Here is a 19,029-nt window from a genome sequence, read left to right as displayed (position 1 = left end):
GAACCTTGCGCGGATCAATCCGAGACAACCCGGCTCAGGGAAACAGTTCACCCTGCAACTCATCCAGCAGCAATTGGATCGCATCCAGACGCTGCTGGGGATCGTCGAGTTGCAGCAACTTGATCTTGTCTGCATCGGTGAACGGCAACAAGTAGGCCAGGCGGTTGCCCAACACCTGCTGCCCCTGCGCATCGGCGCCCATGTCCAACGAGGCGACCATCGGGTGCTCCGCCAGGGCCTCAAGCAGCGCCAACAAATCAGCATCCTCCTCGTCCAACGGGCGCTCGGGGAGGTCTTCCAGCCACTCGACATCTGCTACCAACAGTTGATCGCGCTGCACATCCGCCTCGCGTACCCGAAACCTGCGCCCACCCTCGACCCGAATCCCCAGCAAGCCATTGTCCTGCTGCTTGAAATCACGAATCAGCGCTTCGCAACCAATCACTGCATAGCCGTCGGGCGCCAGGCCGACTTCCTGGCCATCAAGGATGCAGACCACACCAAAGCCTTCGCCCTTTTTCATGCAGCGGCCGATCATGTCCAGGTAGCGCGCCTCGAACAGTTGCAGGTCGAGGGTGCAGCCTGGAAACAGCACCGTATTGAGAGGGAACAGCGCCAGACTCATAAAGCGTTCCTTAAACCCGATTTAAATCACCAAAGACACGGCCAGTGGCAGGAACACTGCCGTGGCCACGCCCATCAAACTCATCGCCAGAGCGGCAAAGGCCCCGCACTCTTCGCTTTCCTGCAAGGCCACCGAGGTGCCGACCGCGTGGGCGGTCATGCCCAGGGCCATGCCCCGTGCCTCAGGGCTGTGCACCCCCAGGCGAGACAGGAAAGCCGGCCCGATCATCGCACCGATCACCCCGGTGATCAGCACGAACACCGCCGCCAACGCCGCGACGCCGCCGATCTGCTCGGCCACCAGCATGGCGATGGGCGAGGTCACGGACTTGGGCGCCATGGTCATCAGCACCATATGTTCGGCACCAAACCACCAGCCGAGCCACACACACAGGCCGGTGGCAAACACCCCGCCCACCATCAGCGTAGTAAAAATCGGCCAGAACAACTGGCGGATCCGCCGCAGGTTCAAATACAGCGGCACCGCCAGCGCCACGGTGGCCGGGCCCAGCAGGATGCTCATGATCTCGGTGCTTTTGCGGTACTCGACATAGGTCAACCCGCACCCCAGCAGCACGCCGATCACCAGCAACATCGAGACCAGTACCGGCTGCAGGAAGATCCAGCGGGTTTTCTCAAACCCCGCCAGTACCAGTTGATAGGCGCCCAACGTGATGCCGATACCAAACAAGGGATGGTGGATCACCGCCGCCCACGCGCCCTGCCAATCGAAGGTCATTGCCCCTCCTCCCGCCGCGCCTGGCGCTTGACCAGTTTTTGCATCATCACACCAACAACGCCCATGGCGATTACCAACGACAGGACCAACGCCCCGACGATGGCCCAGAAATCGGCGGCAATGTCCTTGGCATATACCATCACCCCCACCGCTGGCGGCACCAGCAGCAGTGGCAGGTAACGCAGCAGGCTGCTGGCCGCCAGGCTCAGCGGTTCACCGACCTCGCCGCGCCACACCAGATACGCCAGCAGCAACAGCAGGCCGACAATCGGCCCCGGCAAGATCGGCAGGAACAAGTGATTGATCGCCGTGCCCAGCAATTGAAACAACACCAGCCAAGTCAGACCGCGTAACAGCATGGGTTTTCTCCCCCCAAAAGCCCGTGGGCATTATAAGCACGCCGCTCCTATGAACAGGCATTCGCCAAAAGCATGGTGGGTTGACCGGGCCATTTGCCCATGATGATCTACATTGGTTCTCGGGAATCCACCTAAAACAATAACCCCCTGTAGGAACGAGCTTGCTCGCGAAAGCCGTCGACGATAACGGGTGCACCCAGGCAGTACGCGGTGACATTGGGTTTTTCGCGAGCAAGCTCGCTCCTACAAGGGAATAGATTGATGAACCAAGGAGAGTCGCAATGCCTTTCGTACCTGTAGCGCAACTCAATGAATATGTCGGCAAGGAACTGGGACGTTCCGCATGGCTCACCATCGACCAGGAGCGTATCAACCTGTTCGCAGAAGCGACCGGCGATTTTCAGTTCATCCACGTCGATCCGGTCAAAGCTGCCCAGACCCCATTTGGCAGCACCATTGCCCATGGCTTCCTGTCGCTGTCGCTGATCCCCAAGTTGATCGAAGACATCCTGATCATGCCCGAGGGCCTGAAGATGGCAGTCAACTACGGCCTGGACAGCGTGCGCTTTATCCAGCCGGTGAAGGTCAACTCCAAGGTGCGCCTGGCAGTGACCCTCACCGACGCCACCGAGAAAAAGCCGGGGCAGTGGCTGCTCAAGGCCACCTGCACCTTGGAAATCGAGGGCCAGGAAAAACCCGCCTACATCGCCGAATCATTGTCACTGTGCTTCGTCTGATACATCTGTAGGAGCCGGCTTGCCGGCGATAGCGCCAGCAGTCGCGCCATCGCCGACAAGTCTGTATTAGCACACAGACCACTAGGTATAGCTTCCCCCGCTGCGGCATACTCGGCGCTCAATTATCCGGATCCCGCTATGCGCCCAATCGCTCCCCTTGCTCTGGCCTTGTTGCTCACCGCTTGCGGCGACGGCGAACCCCTGTTGCCGCCCGACGCACGGCTGCCGGACGGCGGGCGTTATCGCGGGGATGTGGTCGATGGGCTGTTGCAAGGCCAGGGCCGGGTGGACTACCCCAACGGCAGTTGGTACGCCGGGCAATTCGACAAGGGCCAGTGGCATGGCCAGGGCGAATGGCACGGCAGCAATGGCGAAGTCTATAAAGGTCAGTTCCAGCAAGGTCTGTTCGATGGCCAGGGCACCCTGACCACCGCAGCCAACACCTATATCGGCGGCTTCAAGCAAGGCCGGCGCAACGGCGAAGGCACCCTCCGAGAGGGGCAGATGACCTATCGCGGCGAATTCAAGGACGACCAGTATTCCGGCCTCGGCCGCCTGGAGTTGGCGGACGGCAGCCAATACCAGGGGCTGTTCGCCCACGGCAAACCCAACGGTGAAGGCCAGCGCAACGACGACAGCGGCAACCAGTTCAGCGGTCACTTCGTCAATGGCCAACTGGAAGGCAACGGCACCTTCAACAGTGCCGAAGGCGACATGTACATCGGCCACTTCAAGCAGAACCAACTCAACGGCAAGGGCCGCTACGAAAACGCCGACGGCGATGTGTGGACCGGCGAGTTCCGCGAAGGCGCCCTCAGCGGCAAAGGCGAACTGACCGGTGTGGATGGCAGCCATTACATCGGGCAATTCAGTGATTGGCGCTTCACCGGTGAAGGGCGCCTGAACCTCAGCGATGGCAGTTTCTACATCGGTGGCTTCGACAACGACAGCTATCACGGGCAAGGCACCCTGGTGCTCACCGATGGCACGGTACAGGCCGGGACCTGGGCCAATGGCCTGCGCGTACGCGATGCCGACGGCAAGCTGTTGCCCGATACCCTGGAAGTCGGGGTACTGGCCCAGGGCCGTTTGCTCGATAACGCCCTTGCCGCCGTGCCGGCGTCGACCCCGGCGGTCGAGCTGTACACCCTGGTGGTGGCCGGCGACGGCAAGCAAAGCGTATTCCTGCGCGAGGCAGACTATGTCAGCAACCTGCTGGCCAGCCGTTTCGGCGCCCGCGGGCAGATCCGCCTGGTCAACCATCGCGACCACATCGCCGACCGCCCGATGGCAACCCGCGAAAGCCTGCGCCGTGCCGTGCAGACCCTGGCCGAGCGCACCGGCCCCGAAGACCTGGTGTTTATCTACCTGACCAGCCATGGCACCCACGAACACCAACTGGTGCTCGACCAACCCCGCATGGAGCTGGCCGACCTGCCGAGCGACGAACTGGCGGCGGTGATGGCGCCGCTGAAAAGCCGCGACAAGGTCATCGTGATTTCAGCCTGCTATTCCGGTGGGTTTATCCCGGCGCTCAAGGATGATCACACCCTGATCATGACCGCCTCGCGCGCCGATCGTGTGTCGTTTGGCTGCTCGGAAGAAGCCGACTTCACCTACTTTGGCGATGCCTTGTTCGCCCAGGCCCTGACCCAGACCGACGATTTGCAACATGCCTTCAAGCTGGCCCAACGGCATGTGACCGAACGCGAAATGGCTGACAACTTCGAAGCCTCCGAACCACAGATCTGGGCCCCCAAGAGCGTCATCGCCCGCTGGCAATTATTACGCAAACAGCAGGCACGAAAGGCGCTGGAAAGCGTCTCTATCAATAGCAAGGAAGCAAAGAGCAACTAAGCTGAAACTGTATCAAGGGGGAAATACCATGTACTTGACGCCTCAGCATATATTGCTTGCCGGAGCCTCGGGCTTGACCGGGGAACATCTGCTGGACCGCCTGCTCAACGAGCCCACCGTCACCCGCGTATTGGCGCCCAGCCGCCGCCCGCTGGCCGAACACCCGCACCTGGAAAACCCGGTCGGCGATCCCAACGTATTGCTGCCACAACTGAGCGGCCGGGTCGACCTGGCCTTCTGCTGCCTGGGCACCACCTTGAAAAAGGCCGGCTCGGAGGAAGCCTTTCGCGCGATCGACCTGGACCTGGTGGTAGCGTTCGGCAAGCGCGCACGGGAGATGGGCGCACGGCACCTGATTGTGATCAGCGCCATTGCCGCCGATCCAAAGTCCTCGGTGTTCTACAACCGGGTCAAAGGGGAAATGGAGCAGGCGTTACAGGCCCAGGACTGGCCGCAGTTGACCATCGTGAGGCCTTCGCTGCTGCTGGGCGAACGGCTGGAGACCCGGCTCGCGGAAAAGCTCGCGGGGCCGCTGTCGCGGCTGATTCCCGGCAAATATCGCGGCATTGAAGTGTGTGAACTGGCCCGGGCCATGTGGCGCCTGGCGCTGGAAGAGCAGGATGGAGTGCGGATTGTTGAGTCGGACGAGTTGCGCAAGCTCGGCAAGTGAGTCTGCTCAACGGTTTTGCACCGGCCCAATGTGGGAGCGGGCTTGCTCGCTTCCACATTTCAGGTCGGTGTTACACCTTGGCTCAGCGTTACAACCCACCCGTCGCATTGAACCCAACCCCCAATACCGTCAACGCCGACAGCGGCAACAGCAGTGTGTCGAGCAACGCACTGGCCGGCAGATCAAGGCCCGGATAGCTCGGCGCTTCGGCGCCAAAGCGGTCCATGGCGCAACAACCACCCTGCATCGCATACAAGTCCAGGCGCGTCCCCGCATACACCACTGGCGCGCCGGGTTTGGCCGCATCCAGGGTGCGCGCGGTGGCGCAGCCCATCAGTTGCAGTGCCAGCACCATCAACAAGAATTTATTCATCACTGCTCAAATGATGCTCACCCCAACGCGGCAACATGTCCTGGGGGATATTCAGCAGGTTGAGAATCCGCGCCACCACGAAATCCACCAGGTCATCGATGGTCTGCGGCTGATGATAGAAGCCCGGCGATGCCGGCAGGATGGTCACGCCCATATTCGACAGCTTGAGCATATGCTCCAGGTGAATGCTCGAGTAAGGCGCCTCGCGCGGCACCAGGATCAACTGGCGGCGCTCCTTCAAGGTCACGTCCGCCGCGCGCTCGATCAAGTTATTGCAAGCGCCGGAGGCGATCGCCGACAACGTGCCGGTGGAGCATGGCACCACCACCATCGCCGCAGGCGCACCGGAGCCGGAGGCCACCGGTGACATCCAGTCTTCCTTGCCATAGACCTTGATCTGCCCTGCCGCCGCACCGGTGTATTCGGTGAGGAAGGCCTGCATCATCTGCACCTTGGGCGGCAGCGAGACGTCAGTCTCGGTGGCCATCACCAATTGCGCGGCCTTGGAAATCAGGAAATGCACCTCGCGGTCTTCACGCACCAGGCAATCGAGCAAACGCAACCCATAAGGCGCGCCGGACGCGCCGGTCATCGCCAGGGTAATGCGCTCCGGGCCGCTCATTGCAGCGCCTCGGCCAGTTTGCCGTGCAAGCCGCCGAAGCCGCCATTGCTCATGATCACCACGTGGGTCCCCGGTTTGGCCTGGCTCTTGACCCGCTCAATGATGCCTTCCAGGGAATCGCTGACAATCGACGGCACGCTGCAGAGTTTGGCAACGGCCGCCAAGTCCCAGCCCAGGTTGGCCGGCGCGTACCACACAACCTGGTCGGCATCGTTGACGCTTTCCGGCAGGCCGTCGCGGTGTGCACCGAGTTTCATGGAGTTGGAACGCGGCTCGATGATCGCGATCACCGGCGCATCGCCAACGCGCTTGCGCAGGCCGTCGAGGGTGGTGGCAATCGCCGTAGGGTGGTGGGCAAAGTCGTCGTAGATGGTAATCCCATTCACTTCGGCAACCTTTTCCATGCGCCGCTTGACGCTCTTGAACGCACTCAACGCGGCAATGCCCATGGCCGGCACCACACCGACATGACGCGCCGCCGCGAGAGTGACCAAGGCGTTGGCGACGTTGTGCTGGCCGGTCATGTCCCAGTCGACGATGCCTTGGGGCTCGCCCTCGAACAGCACTTCGAACCGGGACCCGTCCTCGCGCAGCAACTTGACCTGCCACTGCCCGCCCGCGCCGGTGGTTTGCACTGGCGTCCAGCAGCCCATGTCGATCACCCGCTGCAAGGCCGGCTCGGTGGTCGGATGGATCACCAGGCCTTCGCTTGGGATGGTGCGCACCAAGTGATGGAACTGCCGCTCGATAGCCGGCAGGTCGGGGAAGATGTCTGCGTGATCGAACTCCAGGTTGTTCAGGATCGCCGTGCGCGGACGGTAGTGAACGAACTTGGAGCGTTTATCGAAGAAGGCACTGTCGTATTCATCGGCCTCGATCACAAAGAACGGGGTATCACCCAGGCGTGCCGACACCGAAAAGTTCTGCGGTACGCCGCCAATCAGGAAGCCAGGGCTCATGCCCGCGTGCTCCAGGACCCAGGCCAGCATGCTGCTGGTGGTGGTCTTGCCGTGCGTACCGGCAACCGCCAGCACCCAGCGCCCTTGCAGCACATGATCGGCCAACCATTGCGGGCCGGAGACATAGGGCAAACCTTTGTTGAGCACGTATTCCACGGCGGGGTTGCCACGGGACATGGCATTGCCGATCACCACCAGGTCTGGGGCCGGGTCAAATTGCGCCGGATCGTAGCCCTGGGTCAATTCAATGCCCTGGGCCTGCAATTGCGTGCTCATGGGCGGATAGACGTTGGCGTCGGAGCCCGTGACGTGATGGCCCAGCTCTTTGGCCAGGACAGCCATTGAGCCCATGAAGGTGCCGCAAATACCGAGAATATGAATGTGCATAGTGGACCTCGTAAAACATCGAGGCAGGTTAGCGCAGGGCGTGGAAAATCGCACTCTTTTACTGCGCCCCGAAGAGTTGCAATCACGCCTGGTACTTGGCCATTGCTGCACAGTACCAAGCTTGATTGCGCACTCTTGGTGAAACAAACAAATGCACTTTAGCTAACGAATCAGAAACAATGAAACTTGCCTCACGCCGTCTGAGACTTTCTCGTCTCCACCTCCCGCACAGCCAGAAGCCTGCCTATACCATTACTATTGAGATGTTCATACCTTTTATCCAGCGCATCCAATCTGGCACTAACACTTTTCGACCCGACTGCTGAATCATCCTTATATGGCTTGTAAATAAAGCCGTTTTGCGCCGAAACTTCCACCATGTTTTTTTCGGCCACATCGTAAATCTTTTCCATCAAATCAATGCGTTCATTTGTATCAACTGGCCATGTCGAACTTTTTTCCAGGGCCTTGCCATCTCCCCCTTCAACCATGGCCTGAATCGTATTGACGGCATACGTCATTTTTAACTCAGCATTTTCTGTACGCGACTTAAGCAATGCAGCATCTTGTTCTACCGCACCACTTCCCGCCGCAGGAGCCGCATTAGCCGTCTGGCTTGGAGCAGGCTGATGAGCCGGAGGAAGTAGCGGGGTATTGGCAGCAAAATTACCTTTGATGGTTTCGCCCGTCCAGACAGACCCCGCGTAGGTACCAATACTCAGCGGAGTGCTGACAAGTCCGTTTACGGAGGCGTTCACAAAAGCATCCCGCGTGACGGTTTTCAAGCTAGTGTCCGTTTTGAACACCCCGGCCTTGACCAGACGATCAGCTGAAACCAGATTGGACGCCACATCACCGAATGTTTTCGGTTTGGCAACAGCGGGTTTGGCCGGGCCAGTGAGTGATAAGCCTGGGTGCTGCGTTTTGAACACCATCTCCCTGAATTTAGTCACCCCCTGGGTGTTTGAGGGGCCTACTGGCCGGGTAGGGCCCAGAACAGAGGTCGGTTTATAAGCATTTGCTATCAAATTAGTCTTGGGGGGCTTTGGACTTACAAAAGAATAAATTTTGGAGGCCCCTCCCTTAAACCCCCTCTTAGTCCGTGTATTGATTCCATCCAAGGATTCACCAGCGGTATTCCCCTCGCTGGATGCTTGCGTCTTCTGCTTATCCCCGGACGCGCTCCAATCTGAGGCCCCTTTCGTGCCGGCAGCTGCCTGCTGGCCCGGCGCCTCGGATACCCGGTCCTTTACCTGAAAGGAGGTTGAAACAGGGGAGCCTGTAATATTCATGTTTTCACCCATCGTATAGATATGTAACTATTAATTTTACTTATCCCTAAACCAAACAACCAACGCAATGACTCATCCCTTACCCCTAAGTATAAAAAACACAACACTTAGTTCCACCCAACACATATTTAAAATCGGATATGAAATTTTGCCCCAAGCAAAACAACCGCCCATTACTTCGAACAGCACCCAAAGCAAAAAAATATTAAATAGCCACTACCAGAAAAAAATTGTTTCCAGCCAGCCGCCCGCCGCATAAGCTTCATAAGAACTTCATATCAAACAAATTTACGCACTACAAAATGCGATCAAAACATCGCCGACTTGCCCACCGGTACCTTTTGTAAAAGGCGAGCGTGGGCGAGTCTTCCAAAAGACAGTAAGAGAGCAGGGATCTCCCTTGACGTCACTCTGCTGCGGAGCGCAAAGCGATACCATGCTTGCGTAACTTGCGGTATAGCGTATTACGACTAACACCCAACTGTTCTGCTGCCTGGGTCATATGCCAGCGCTGCTGTTCGAGCGTGGTCAGCAGTGCCAAGCGCTCTGCGTCCTCCAGCGGCTGTTTTTCCCGCGGTACGGTAATTTGCACCTGGGAGGGCACCTGGCGAATCATTGCCGGCAAATCGCCCAACCCTATCCGCCCACCGTCACACAGCGCAGTCAGGGTACGTAGCACCGTACGCAGTTGCCGGACGTTCCCCGGCCAGGAAAAGTCCAGCAGCGCCTGACGGGCATCGCCATCCAGTTCTATCCCCTGCCCTTCTGCCTCTTGGGCCAGCACAAAGTCCAGTAGCTGCGACTTGTCGCTACGCTCACGCAACGCCGGCAACGCGACCTCCAGACCATTGAGGCGATAGTACAAGTCCTCACGGAAGGTGCCGTCGGCCACCCGCATCAACAAATCACGGTGGGTTGCGCTGATAATGCGCACGTTCACTGCTTGCGGTTCACCGCCGATGGGCACCACCAATCGGTCTTCCAGCACCCTTAATAGCCGGGTTTGCAGGGCCAAAGGCATATCGCCGATTTCATCGAGAAACAAGGTGCCACCGTCAGCCTGTTGCAGCTTGCCACGCATGCCCTCCTTACGGGCCCCGGTGAAACTGCCGCCGCGATAACCGAACAGCTCGCTCTCGATCAGGCTTTCAGGGATGGCTGCGCAGTTCAGGGCCACGAAGGCTTTGTCGGCGCGCTGACTGGCATGGTGGACGGCCTTGGCAAAGGCCTCCTTGCCGGAGCCGGTTTCGCCATTGACCAACAACGGTACGTCCCGCTCAAACACCCGCAAGGCCTTGCGAAAGTCGCTCTGCAGCGCCTCATCTCCCAGGCAGATCCCCGCCAGCCGGGGCCGCTCGACCGGCGGCGGCGCCGACACCACCGGGCTCGGGGCGCGCCGCGCCTCGCCACGCAGTACCGCAAACACGCTGCGCCCGTCGCGGGTACGCAAAGGCCAACTGGCGCTGGCATTGGCGCGACCGAGCAATTGATCCAGGGTGCAGTCGAAAAACATCTCCACCGGCAGGCCCAGCAAGCGCCCCCGTGGCAGGCCCAACAAGTTCTGCGCACTTTGGTTGAGCGCACAGATCCGCCCTTCGCCGTCGAATGCCAGCAGCCCTTCGCTGAACAGGCCCACGGATTCGGCCTGCAGGTGGAAACGCAGCAACCAGTGATTTTCGAAGTGCCGCAGGAAATAACAGCTCTCGATCATCTTCGCCGAAAGATTGACCAGCGCCATGGTGTGGAACTGGCTCTGGCGCGATACCGCTTCGCGGGCCGACGACACGTCAAGCACCGCCAGCAGGTCGCCATGGGGATCAAACACCGGGCTCGCCGAGCAGGTCAGCCCGGTATGGCGACCGCGAAAGTGTTCATCGCGATGAATGGTCAGGGCCTGGCGCTCCACCAGGCAGGTGCCGATACCGTTGGTGCCTTCGCAGGCTTCGCTCCAGTCGGCTCCGAGCCATAACCCGGCGCCCTCGAATACCTTGCGTTCGCTGGGCGCGGTGACGCAATTGAGGATCACCCCGCGCGCATCGGTCAGCAGCACCGCGTGGCCGGCGCCGGAGAGTTGTTGATGCAAACTGTTCATTTCGTTGCCGGCGATGTGCAGCACTTGCTGCAGGCGCTCGCGGCTTTCCAGCAGGCGCTCATGCTCGAGCACCGTGGGCGCGACGGTCAACGTCGGGTCGAGGTGATAGTCCTCTACGCAGCGCAGCCAGGAGCGGGCAATCGATGGGTCGCTGCCAGGACCGTGCAACGGGTCTTGCCCACGGGTGACGGTCAGGACTTGCCGGGCATGGCGGCTGAAATGATCGTTGTGCATGTTCTTATTGTTCTCCTGTTGCGCGGGACACACCGCGGACCGGGACGCCCAGCATCCTCCAGGCCTGGGCGCATTGCAATCCCGCGGCGACCCATGGGTCACAAGCTGTATCGCTTGTGGCACAAAGTGTCACCCTGACTGTACCGTCGGTGTCACAGCAAAGCCTTGCAACAAACCCCAAGCCCTTGATTTACCTGCGCTGCAGGGCGCTGGCCCGACCTTTGCTCTACGCTTTATCAAGCGCAGCAATGCTGCACTCCAATAAACATAAGAAGTCAGGAGATACCCACCATGCGTTACGCACACCCTGGTACCGAAGGCGCTATCGTTTCGTTCAAGGCCAAGTACGGCAACTACATCGGTGGCGAATTTGTGGCACCGGTCGATGGCAACTACTTCACCAATACTTCGCCGGTGAACGGCAAGCCCATCGCCGACTTCCCGCGCTCCACGGCCAAGGATATCGACAAGGCGCTGGACGCCGCCCACGCCGCCGCTGATGCCTGGGGCAAGACCTCGGCCCAGGACCGTTCGCTGGTGCTGCTGAAAATCGCCGACCGTATTGAACAGAACCTGGAACTGCTGGCCATCACCGAAACCTGGGACAATGGCAAAGCGGTACGCGAGACCCTCAACGCCGATATCCCCCTGGCCGCCGACCACTTCCGCTACTTCGCTGGCTGCATCCGCGCCCAGGAAGGCAGCAGCGCCGAGATCAACGAACACACCGCCGCCTACCACTTCCATGAGCCCCTGGGCGTGGTCGGGCAGATCATCCCGTGGAACTTCCCCCTGCTGATGGCCGCCTGGAAACTCGCGCCAGCCCTGGCCGCCGGCAACTGCGTGGTACTCAAGCCCGCCGAGCAGACCCCACTGGGCATCAACGTGCTGATGGAAGTGATCGGCGACCTGCTGCCACCCGGCGTGCTGAACGTGGTTCACGGTTTCGGCAAGGAGGCCGGCGAAGCCCTGGCCACCAGCAAGCGCATCGCCAAGATCGCCTTCACCGGCTCCACCCCGGTGGGCTCGCACATCATGCATTGCGCGGCCGAGAACATCATTCCGTCCACCGTTGAGCTGGGTGGCAAGTCGCCGAACATCTTCTTCGCCGACATCATGAAAGCCGAGCCGCAATTTATCGAAAAGGCCGCCGAAGGCCTGGTGCTGGCGTTCTTCAACCAAGGCGAAGTGTGCACCTGCCCATCCCGCGCGCTGGTGGAAGAGTCGATCTACGACGACTTCATGAAAGTGGTGATGAAGAAGGTTGAGTCGATCAAGCGTGGCGACCCGCTGGATACCGACACCATGGTCGGCGCCCAGGCGTCCGAGCAGCAGTTCGACAAGATCCTCTCGTACCTGGAAATCGCCAAGGGCGAAGGTGCCGAGTTGCTGACCGGCGGCAAAGTGGAAAAACTGACCGGCGATCTGGCCACCGGCTATTACATCCAGCCGACCCTGCTCAAGGGTACCAACAAGATGCGCGTGTTCCAGGAAGAAATCTTTGGCCCGGTGGTGAGCATCACGACCTTCAAGGATGAAGCCGAAGCACTGGCGATCGCCAACGACACCGAGTTCGGCCTGGGCGCAGGCTTGTGGACCCGCGATATCAACCGTGCGTACCGCATGGGCCGGGCGATCAAAGCCGGGCGCGTGTGGACCAACTGCTACCACCTGTACCCCGCGCATGCGGCGTTTGGTGGCTACAAGAAGTCTGGTGTGGGTCGTGAGACACACAAGATGATGTTGGATCACTATCAGCAGACCAAGAACCTGCTGGTGAGCTACGACATCAACCCACTGGGTTTCTTCTAAGTTTCGTCAGCACCACACTCCCACACTTGAAATGCAATCAAGTGTGGGAGCTGGCTTGCCTGCGATGAGGCCAGTACAGCCAATACTCATGTTGAATGTGAAACCGTTATCGCAGGCAAGCCAGCTCCCACACTGAATCATCATAAATACTCGGCATCTCATCCGGCTCAAGTCAGTCGGGATAAAACAATAAGAACCAAAGGTACTTCCCCATGCCTAGCGAACCGACAGGATCCTCCGTCGACTTCGAAAAAGTCGACTCCGAATATTTCCAACAACGTGAACTGAAAAAAGGCGCTGCCGGCTGGGTGCTGTTAGTCGGCCTCGGCGTTGCCTATGTGATCTCCGGCGACTACGCTGGCTGGAACTTCGGCCTGGCCCAGGGCGGCTGGGGCGGGATGTTCCTCGCCACATTGCTGATGGCCACCATGTACTTGTGCATGTGCTTTTCCCTCGCTGAACTGTCTTCCATGATCCCCACCGCCGGCGGTGGCTACGGGTTTGCCCGCAGTGCATTCGGGCCCTGGGGTGGGTTCCTCACCGGCACGGCGATCCTCATCGAGTACGCGATCGCCCCCGCCGCCATTGCGGTGTTTATCGGCGCCTATTGCGAGTCGCTGTTCGGCATCGGCGGCTGGATGATCTACCTGGCGTTCTACATCATCTTTATCGGCATCCACATCTTTGGTGTCGGGGAAGCGCTGAAGCTGATGTTTGTGATCACCGCTGTCGCCGCGATTGCCCTGGGCGTGTTCCTGGTATCGATGGTGCCGCACTTCAGCGTCGCCAACCTGTTGGATATCCCCGTGACCGAGGCCAAGGGCGCCAGCAGTTTCCTGCCGTTTGGCTATGTCGGTGTGTGGGCCGCGATCCCCTACGCGATCTGGTTCTTCCTGGCGGTCGAAGGCGTGCCCCTGGCCGCCGAAGAAACCAAGAACCCGAAACGCGACCTGCCCCGCGGCCTGATCGGCGCGATTGTGGTGCTGACCAGCTTTGCCCTACTGATCCTGGTGATCGCACCCGGTGGCGCCGGTACCCTGGCGCTGGTCAAGTCCGGCAACCCGCTGGTGGAGTCCCTGGCCCTGGCCTACGGCGGTTCGACCTGGATGGGCAGCTTTGTCAACCTGGTGGGCCTGGCCGGGCTGATCGCGAGTTTCTTCTCGATCATCTACGCCTACTCCCGGCAGATCTTCGCCCTGTCCCGCGCCGGCTACCTGCCGCGCAAGCTGTCGCAGACCAATAAAAGCAAGGCGCCGGTACTGGCCCTGGTTATCCCCGGGATCATCGGCTTCGGCCTGTCGCTGACCGGCCAGGGCGACCTGCTGATTTTGGTGGCGGTGTTTGGCGCGACCATTTCCTATGTATTGATGATGGCCGCGCATATCACCCTGCGCATCCGTCGCCCCAAAATGGAGCGTCCATACCGCACGCCGGGTGGCATCTTCACCTCGGGCCTGGCCCTGATACTGGCCTGTATCGCGGTCGTGGCGGGTTTCCTGGTGGATCCACGCGTGGTGATTGGCGCGGCGATCATCTATGGAGTATTAATTGCTTACTTTGCTTTCTACAGTCGGCATCACTTGGTAGCAGGCACGCCGGAAGAAGAATTCGCGGCGATCCAGGCCGCAGAGGCCGCCTTGCACTAAACGCCGTAAACCACGATGCGGGCCAGCGCCCGCGTCGTCATGGAGAGTCTGTATGGCAAGTTTTTCCCATTCGGTCGGTGCATTGACCTACCGTTTCGACAGCCTCAAGGACGTGATGGCCAAGGCCAGTCCCGCACGCTCCGGGGATTTTCTCGCAGGCGTCGCCGCGCAGAACGATGGCGAACGGGTTGCGGCGCAAATGGCCCTGGCCAATATCCCGTTGAAGCACTTCCTTGAAGAGGCGCTGATCCCTTACGAAAGCGATGAAGTCACCCGGCTGATCATCGACACCCACGACCAGCAAGCCTTTGCCGTGGTCAGCCACCTGACCGTCGGCGGCTTGCGCGACTGGCTGCTCAGCGACGCCGCCGACGAACATAGCCTGCGCGCCCTGGCGCCGGGGCTAACCCCGGAAATGGCCGCCGCCGTGTCGAAGATCATGCGCGTGCAGGACCTGGTGCTGGTGGCGCAGAAGATCCGCGTCGTTACCCAGTTTCGCGGCACCCTGGGCCTGCGCGGGCGCCTGTCCACACGCCTGCAACCCAACCACCCTACGGATGAACCGGCGGGCATTGCCGCGAGCATCCTCGACGGGCTGCTGTACGGCAACGGCGACGCCATGATCGGCATCAACCCGGCCACCGACAGCATCGCCTCGATCTGCGCCATGCTGGAGATGCTCGACGCGATCATCCAGCGCTACGAGATTCCGACCCAGGCCTGCGTGCTGACCCACGTCACCACCTCCATCGAGGCGATCAACCGGGGCGTGCCCCTGGACCTGGTGTTCCAGTCGATTGCCGGCACCGAAGCGGCCAACGCCAGCTTCGGGATCAACCTGAATGTGCTGCAGGAAGGCTACGATGCGGGCTTGAGCCTGAATCGCGGGACCCTGGGGCAAAACCTGATGTATTTCGAGACCGGGCAAGGCAGCGCCCTGTCGGCCAACGCGCACTTTGGCATCGACCAGCAAACCTGCGAAACCCGCGCCTATGCCGTGGCGCGGCATTTCAAGCCGTTCCTGGTCAACACCGTGGTCGGTTTTATCGGCCCCGAGTACCTGTACAACGGCAAGCAGATCATCCGCGCCGGCCTCGAAGACCACTTCTGCGGCAAGCTGCTGGGCGTGCCCATGGGGTGCGACATCTGCTACACCAACCATGCCGAAGCCGACCAGGATGATATGGACACCCTGCTGACCCTGCTGGGCGTGGCCGGGATCAACTTCATCATGGGCATCCCGGGCTCCGACGACATCATGCTCAACTACCAGACCACGTCCTTTCACGACGCGCTCTACGCCCGCCAGACCCTGGGGCTCAAGCCCGCGCCGGAATTCGAACAGTGGCTGGCGAAAATGGGCATCTTCACGCAAGCCGATGGCAAGGTGCAGTTTGGCAACAACCTGCCACCAGCCTTCCGCCATGCCTTGGCGCAATTGGGATGAAGAAGGAGCCTGAAGTGCAGACCGACACACCTCCAAGCGATAACCCATGGCTGGAACTGCGGCGCCTGACCCCGGCGAGGATTGCCCTGGGCCGCACCGGCACCAGCATCCCCACCGGCGCGCAACTGGACTTCCAGTTCGCCCACGCCCAGGCGCGGGACGCGGTGCACCTACCGTTCGACCATGCCGGCCTGAGCAGCCAGATGGCCGAGCGCGGCCGCGACAGCCTGTTGCTGCACAGCGCCGCCCCCGACCGCCATAGCTACCTGCAGCGCCCGGACCTGGGGCGGCGCCTGAGCGATGAGTCGGCGCAGACCCTGCGCGACTACGCCCTGGCCAACCCGGGTGGCGTGGACCTGGCGGTGGTGGTGGCCGATGGTTTATCGGCGCTGGCGGTGCATAAACATACCGTGCCGTTTCTGACACGCATGGAAGAACAGACCCACGCCGAAGGCTGGTCGTTGTCGCCGGTGATTCTGGTGGAACAAGGCCGGGTCGCGGTCGCCGATGAAGTCGGTCAGTTGCTCGGCGCCAAAATGGTGGTGATCCTGATCGGCGAACGGCCGGGGCTCAGCTCGCCGGACAGCCTGGGGCTGTATTTCACCTACAACCCCAAGGTGGGCCTGACCGATGCGTACCGCAACTGCATTTCCAACGTGCGCCTGGAGGGCCTGAGCTACGGCATGGCGGCCCACCGTTTGCTGTACTTGATGCGCGAGGCCTGCCGGCGACAGCTGTCGGGGGTCAACCTCAAGGACGAGGCGCAGGTTCAGACCCTGGAAACGGATGATCCGGACTTGATGAAAGGCAACTTCCTGCTCAGCCCGCCCAAGGAGTGATGCCAGCACGATTGCGATTTTTCGCCGCTTTAGGCAGCATCAAGCAGCGGGCGCCCGAGTAAAGGACCGTTTGCCGTCGTATTCCTATAGAAGTTGAGGCCTAGCATGCGGATCACTCAAGCGACTCTGGAACACCTGGACCTGTTGACCCCGTTATTCGTCAAATACCGTGAGTTCTATGGCGCGCTGCCCTTTCCTGACTCATCCCGGGCCTTTCTGGAAAAGCGCCTGCGGCGCAAGGAATCGGTAATCTACCTGGCCCTGCCTGATGACGACGACAGCAAACTACTCGGCTTTTGCCAGCTGTACCCGAGCTTTTCTTCGCTGTCATTGAAACGGGTGTGGATCCTCAACGACATCTACGTCGCCGAGGATGCCCGGCGCCAATTGGTGGCCGATAACCTGATGCGTACCGCAAAAAAGATGGCCAAGGAAACCAATGCCGTGCGCTTGCGCGTATCGACCAGCAGCGATAACGCCGTGGCGCAGAAGACCTATGAGTCCATGGGCTTTCGTGAAGACACCGAGTTCAAGAACTACACGCTCCCGATCAGCGAAGACTGAAACACCGCAAAAAAATGTAGGAGCTGGCTTGCCTGCGATGCAGGCACCTCGGTGTGTCGGTCAGACCCCGGTGATGCTATCGCAGGCAAGCCAGCGCCTACATTTGGATCAGTGCTAGGCAGAATAGCTGCGACATCCCCCGCTACAAAACCAACACGCATTTCATCATTCAATCCGTATAATGCCGACCTTTTAGGACTGTAAGAAAACCGGCATACGCCTGTAGCCTTATTGCCCGAAGCTTCCGCACAGGCCCGCTGAGCCAGGCCGTCCACACAGGTGCCATCCATGGATTTCAACCCGCTCGACCTTATCCTGCATCTCGACGTGTACCTCGACTTGCTGGTAACCAATTACGGTCCGTGGATCTACGCCATCCTGTTCCTGGTGATTTTTTGCGAAACCGGCCTGGTGGTCATGCCGTTCCTGCCGGGCGATTCGCTGCTGTTCATTGCCGGCGCCGTAGCTGCAGGCGGCGGCATGGACCCGGTCCTGCTGGGCGGCCTGCTGATGCTGGCGGCGATCATGGGTGACAGTACCAACTACGTGATCGGCAGAACCGCTGGGGAACGCTTGTTCAGCAACCCCAACTCGAAAATCTTCCGTCGCGACTACCTGCAAAAAACCCACGATTTCTACGACAAGCACGGCGGCAAAACCGTGACCCTGGCGCGCTTCCTGCCGATCCTGCGTACCTTCGCGCCGTTCGTCGCCGGTGTTGCCAGAATGCCTTACCCGCGGTTCTTCGGCTTCAGCGTGCTGGGCACCATCCTCTGGGTCGGCGGCCTGGTCACCCTCGGCTACTTCTTCGGCAACGTACCGTTCATCAAGAAAAACCTCTCGCTGTTGGTGGTGTTCATCATCCTGCTGTCGCTGGTGCCGATGATCATTGGCGTAGCCCGCAGCCGCTTTGGCCGCACCTCATCCGAAGCCAAGCCGCACTGATCGGCCATGTGGTCCCTCAGCGCCTGGCGTCGCCGGCGCCTCCTGGCCAAGCATCCCGTTGCCGATGACACCTGGCAGCGGGTGCGCCATCACCTGACCTTCCTCGACGGTATCAGTGCCGAACAGGACCAATGGTTGCGTGAGGCCAGCGTGCTGTTCCTCGCCGAAAAGCACCTCACCGCCCTGCCCGGCGTCGAACTGCACCAGGAACAACGCCTGCTGCTCGCCGCCCAGGCGCAACTGCCGCTGATGAACCTGGGCGACCTGGATTGGTACCAGGGTTTCCACGAAATCATCCTTTACCCCGATGACTTCCGCAGCCCCCAGCGCCATCGCGACGCCAGCGGCGTGGAACATGAATGGGACGGCGAACACAGTGGTGAAGCCTGGCAGCAAGGCCCGGTGATCCTCGCCTGGCCGGGCGTGCTGGCCAGTGGCAATTGGGAAGGCTACAACCTGGTGATCCACGAACTGGCACACAAACTCGACATGCTCAATGGCGACGCCAACGGCCTGCCACCCCTGCACCACGACATGCGCGTCCAAGAGTGGGCCAGCGTGATGCAGAGCGCTTATGACGACCTCAACCGCCAGCTCGACCACAACCCCGACGCCGAAACCGCCATCGACCCCTACGCGGCGGAAAACCCTGCGGAATTTTTTGCCGTCACCAGCGAGTATTTTTTCAGTGCACCGGATTTACTCACTGAGAGTTATCCACAGGTCTACGAGCAACTGAGCCACTTTTACCGCCAGGATCCCCTGGCCCGCCTGAAACATCTGCAGGCCAGCGACCTGCGCTATCAGACTGAAGGCTAAGTACCGTACGAC

At 60.4% G+C, this 19,029-nt stretch carries 18 protein-coding genes; 10 read left to right on the top strand and 8 right to left on the bottom strand.

The genetic code is table 11. The annotated features are described in order from the left end of the window. Window positions 1-34: 34 nt before the first annotated feature. From HKK57_RS13350 to HKK57_RS13340, 3 genes are read right to left on the bottom strand one after another with little or no spacing between them, the layout of a single operon-like run. Window positions 35-625, bottom strand: coding sequence for an LON peptidase substrate-binding domain-containing protein (locus tag HKK57_RS13350; protein WP_070995636.1), 591 nt, complete (start codon window positions 623-625; stop codon window positions 35-37). 21 nt (window positions 626-646) lie between these two features. Then, window positions 647-1,363: an LrgB family protein gene (locus HKK57_RS13345; RefSeq protein WP_029292270.1), complete on the bottom strand. Its 717-nt coding sequence runs from the start codon at window positions 1,361-1,363 to the stop codon at window positions 647-649. After that, window positions 1,360-1,722 (bottom strand): CidA/LrgA family protein, encoded by a 363-nt coding sequence (locus HKK57_RS13340; protein WP_029292271.1) that lies wholly within the window; start codon window positions 1,720-1,722, stop codon window positions 1,360-1,362. Before HKK57_RS13340 ends, HKK57_RS13345 begins: the two co-directional genes overlap by 4 nt. Window positions 1,723-2,003: 281 nt before the next feature. Here HKK57_RS13340 and HKK57_RS13335 point away from each other — a divergent pair, with 281 nt between their 5' ends. The 3 genes from HKK57_RS13335 to HKK57_RS13325 all read left to right on the top strand — a co-directional run bounded on the left by HKK57_RS13335 (window position 2,004) and on the right by HKK57_RS13325 (window position 4,986). Then, a complete protein-coding gene (locus HKK57_RS13335; protein WP_070995635.1) occupies window positions 2,004-2,459 on the top strand; it encodes a MaoC family dehydratase in 456 nt (151 codons plus the stop codon). Between the two features lie 138 nt (window positions 2,460-2,597). After that, window positions 2,598-4,316 carry a C13 family peptidase gene (locus HKK57_RS13330; RefSeq protein WP_169390272.1) on the top strand — a complete coding sequence of 573 codons (1,719 nt, stop codon included), beginning with the start codon at window positions 2,598-2,600 and terminating at the stop codon, window positions 4,314-4,316. A gap of 28 nt (window positions 4,317-4,344) precedes the next feature. Continuing rightward, the gene (locus HKK57_RS13325; RefSeq protein WP_029292274.1) at window positions 4,345-4,986 is read left to right on the top strand and encodes an oxidoreductase; all 642 of its coding nucleotides are present in this window, start codon (window positions 4,345-4,347) and stop codon (window positions 4,984-4,986) included. Window positions 4,987-5,074: 88 nt separating this feature from the next. Here HKK57_RS13325 and HKK57_RS13320 read toward each other — a convergent pair whose 3' ends face one another. From HKK57_RS13320 to HKK57_RS13300, 5 genes are all read right to left on the bottom strand, one after another. Beyond that, on the bottom strand, window positions 5,075-5,359 hold the full coding sequence (locus tag HKK57_RS13320; RefSeq protein WP_029292275.1) for a YceK/YidQ family lipoprotein: 285 nt from the start codon (window positions 5,357-5,359) through the stop codon (window positions 5,075-5,077). Further along, entirely contained in the window at window positions 5,352-5,981 is a 630-nt protein-coding gene (gene ubiX / locus HKK57_RS13315) for a flavin prenyltransferase UbiX (RefSeq protein WP_029292276.1), read from the bottom strand. Before ubiX ends, HKK57_RS13320 begins: the two co-directional genes overlap by 8 nt. Continuing rightward, window positions 5,978-7,327, bottom strand: coding sequence for a UDP-N-acetylmuramate:L-alanyl-gamma-D-glutamyl-meso-diaminopimelate ligase (mpl, locus tag HKK57_RS13310; RefSeq protein ID WP_133714658.1), 1,350 nt, complete (start codon window positions 7,325-7,327; stop codon window positions 5,978-5,980). The genes ubiX and mpl overlap by 4 nt, the downstream gene beginning before the upstream one ends. A gap of 191 nt (window positions 7,328-7,518) precedes the next feature. Then, the gene (locus tag HKK57_RS13305) at window positions 7,519-8,619 is read right to left on the bottom strand and encodes a hypothetical protein (RefSeq protein ID WP_154906540.1); all 1,101 of its coding nucleotides are present in this window, start codon (window positions 8,617-8,619) and stop codon (window positions 7,519-7,521) included. A 406-nt stretch (window positions 8,620-9,025) separates the two neighbouring features. Further along, on the bottom strand, window positions 9,026-10,945 hold the full coding sequence (locus HKK57_RS13300; protein WP_070995632.1) for a sigma-54-dependent Fis family transcriptional regulator: 1,920 nt from the start codon (window positions 10,943-10,945) through the stop codon (window positions 9,026-9,028). Window positions 10,946-11,236: 291 nt separating this feature from the next. Between HKK57_RS13300 and exaC the strand changes: the two genes are divergently transcribed. The 7 genes from exaC (at window position 11,237) to HKK57_RS13265 (ending at window position 19,017) form a co-directional block, all read left to right on the top strand. Next, window positions 11,237-12,757 (top strand): acetaldehyde dehydrogenase ExaC, encoded by a 1,521-nt coding sequence (exaC, locus tag HKK57_RS13295; RefSeq protein WP_029292280.1) that lies wholly within the window; start codon window positions 11,237-11,239, stop codon window positions 12,755-12,757. 212 nt (window positions 12,758-12,969) lie between these two features. Continuing rightward, a complete protein-coding gene (gene eat / locus HKK57_RS13290; RefSeq protein ID WP_029292281.1) occupies window positions 12,970-14,403 on the top strand; it encodes an ethanolamine permease in 1,434 nt (477 codons plus the stop codon). 52 nt (window positions 14,404-14,455) lie between these two features. Further along, entirely contained in the window at window positions 14,456-15,850 is a 1,395-nt protein-coding gene (locus HKK57_RS13285) for an ethanolamine ammonia-lyase subunit EutB (RefSeq protein WP_092230694.1), read from the top strand. Next, window positions 15,847-16,689: an ethanolamine ammonia-lyase subunit EutC gene (gene eutC, locus HKK57_RS13280; RefSeq protein ID WP_169390271.1), complete on the top strand. Its 843-nt coding sequence runs from the start codon at window positions 15,847-15,849 to the stop codon at window positions 16,687-16,689. Before HKK57_RS13285 ends, eutC begins: the two co-directional genes overlap by 4 nt. Window positions 16,690-16,794: 105 nt before the next feature. Then, window positions 16,795-17,253, top strand: coding sequence for a GNAT family N-acetyltransferase (locus tag HKK57_RS13275; RefSeq protein WP_029292284.1), 459 nt, complete (start codon window positions 16,795-16,797; stop codon window positions 17,251-17,253). A gap of 288 nt (window positions 17,254-17,541) precedes the next feature. Next, window positions 17,542-18,198: a DedA family protein gene (locus tag HKK57_RS13270; protein WP_029292285.1), complete on the top strand. Its 657-nt coding sequence runs from the start codon at window positions 17,542-17,544 to the stop codon at window positions 18,196-18,198. Window positions 18,199-18,204: 6 nt separating this feature from the next. Continuing rightward, a complete protein-coding gene (locus HKK57_RS13265) occupies window positions 18,205-19,017 on the top strand; it encodes a zinc-dependent peptidase (RefSeq protein WP_029292286.1) in 813 nt (270 codons plus the stop codon). Window positions 19,018-19,029 lie beyond the last annotated feature (12 nt).

Source organism: Pseudomonas sp. ADAK21 (genome assembly GCF_012935735.1).
GTDB lineage: Bacteria > Pseudomonadota > Gammaproteobacteria > Pseudomonadales > Pseudomonadaceae > Aquipseudomonas > Aquipseudomonas proteolytica.
This window is presented reverse-complemented; position numbering and strand designations above follow the sequence as displayed.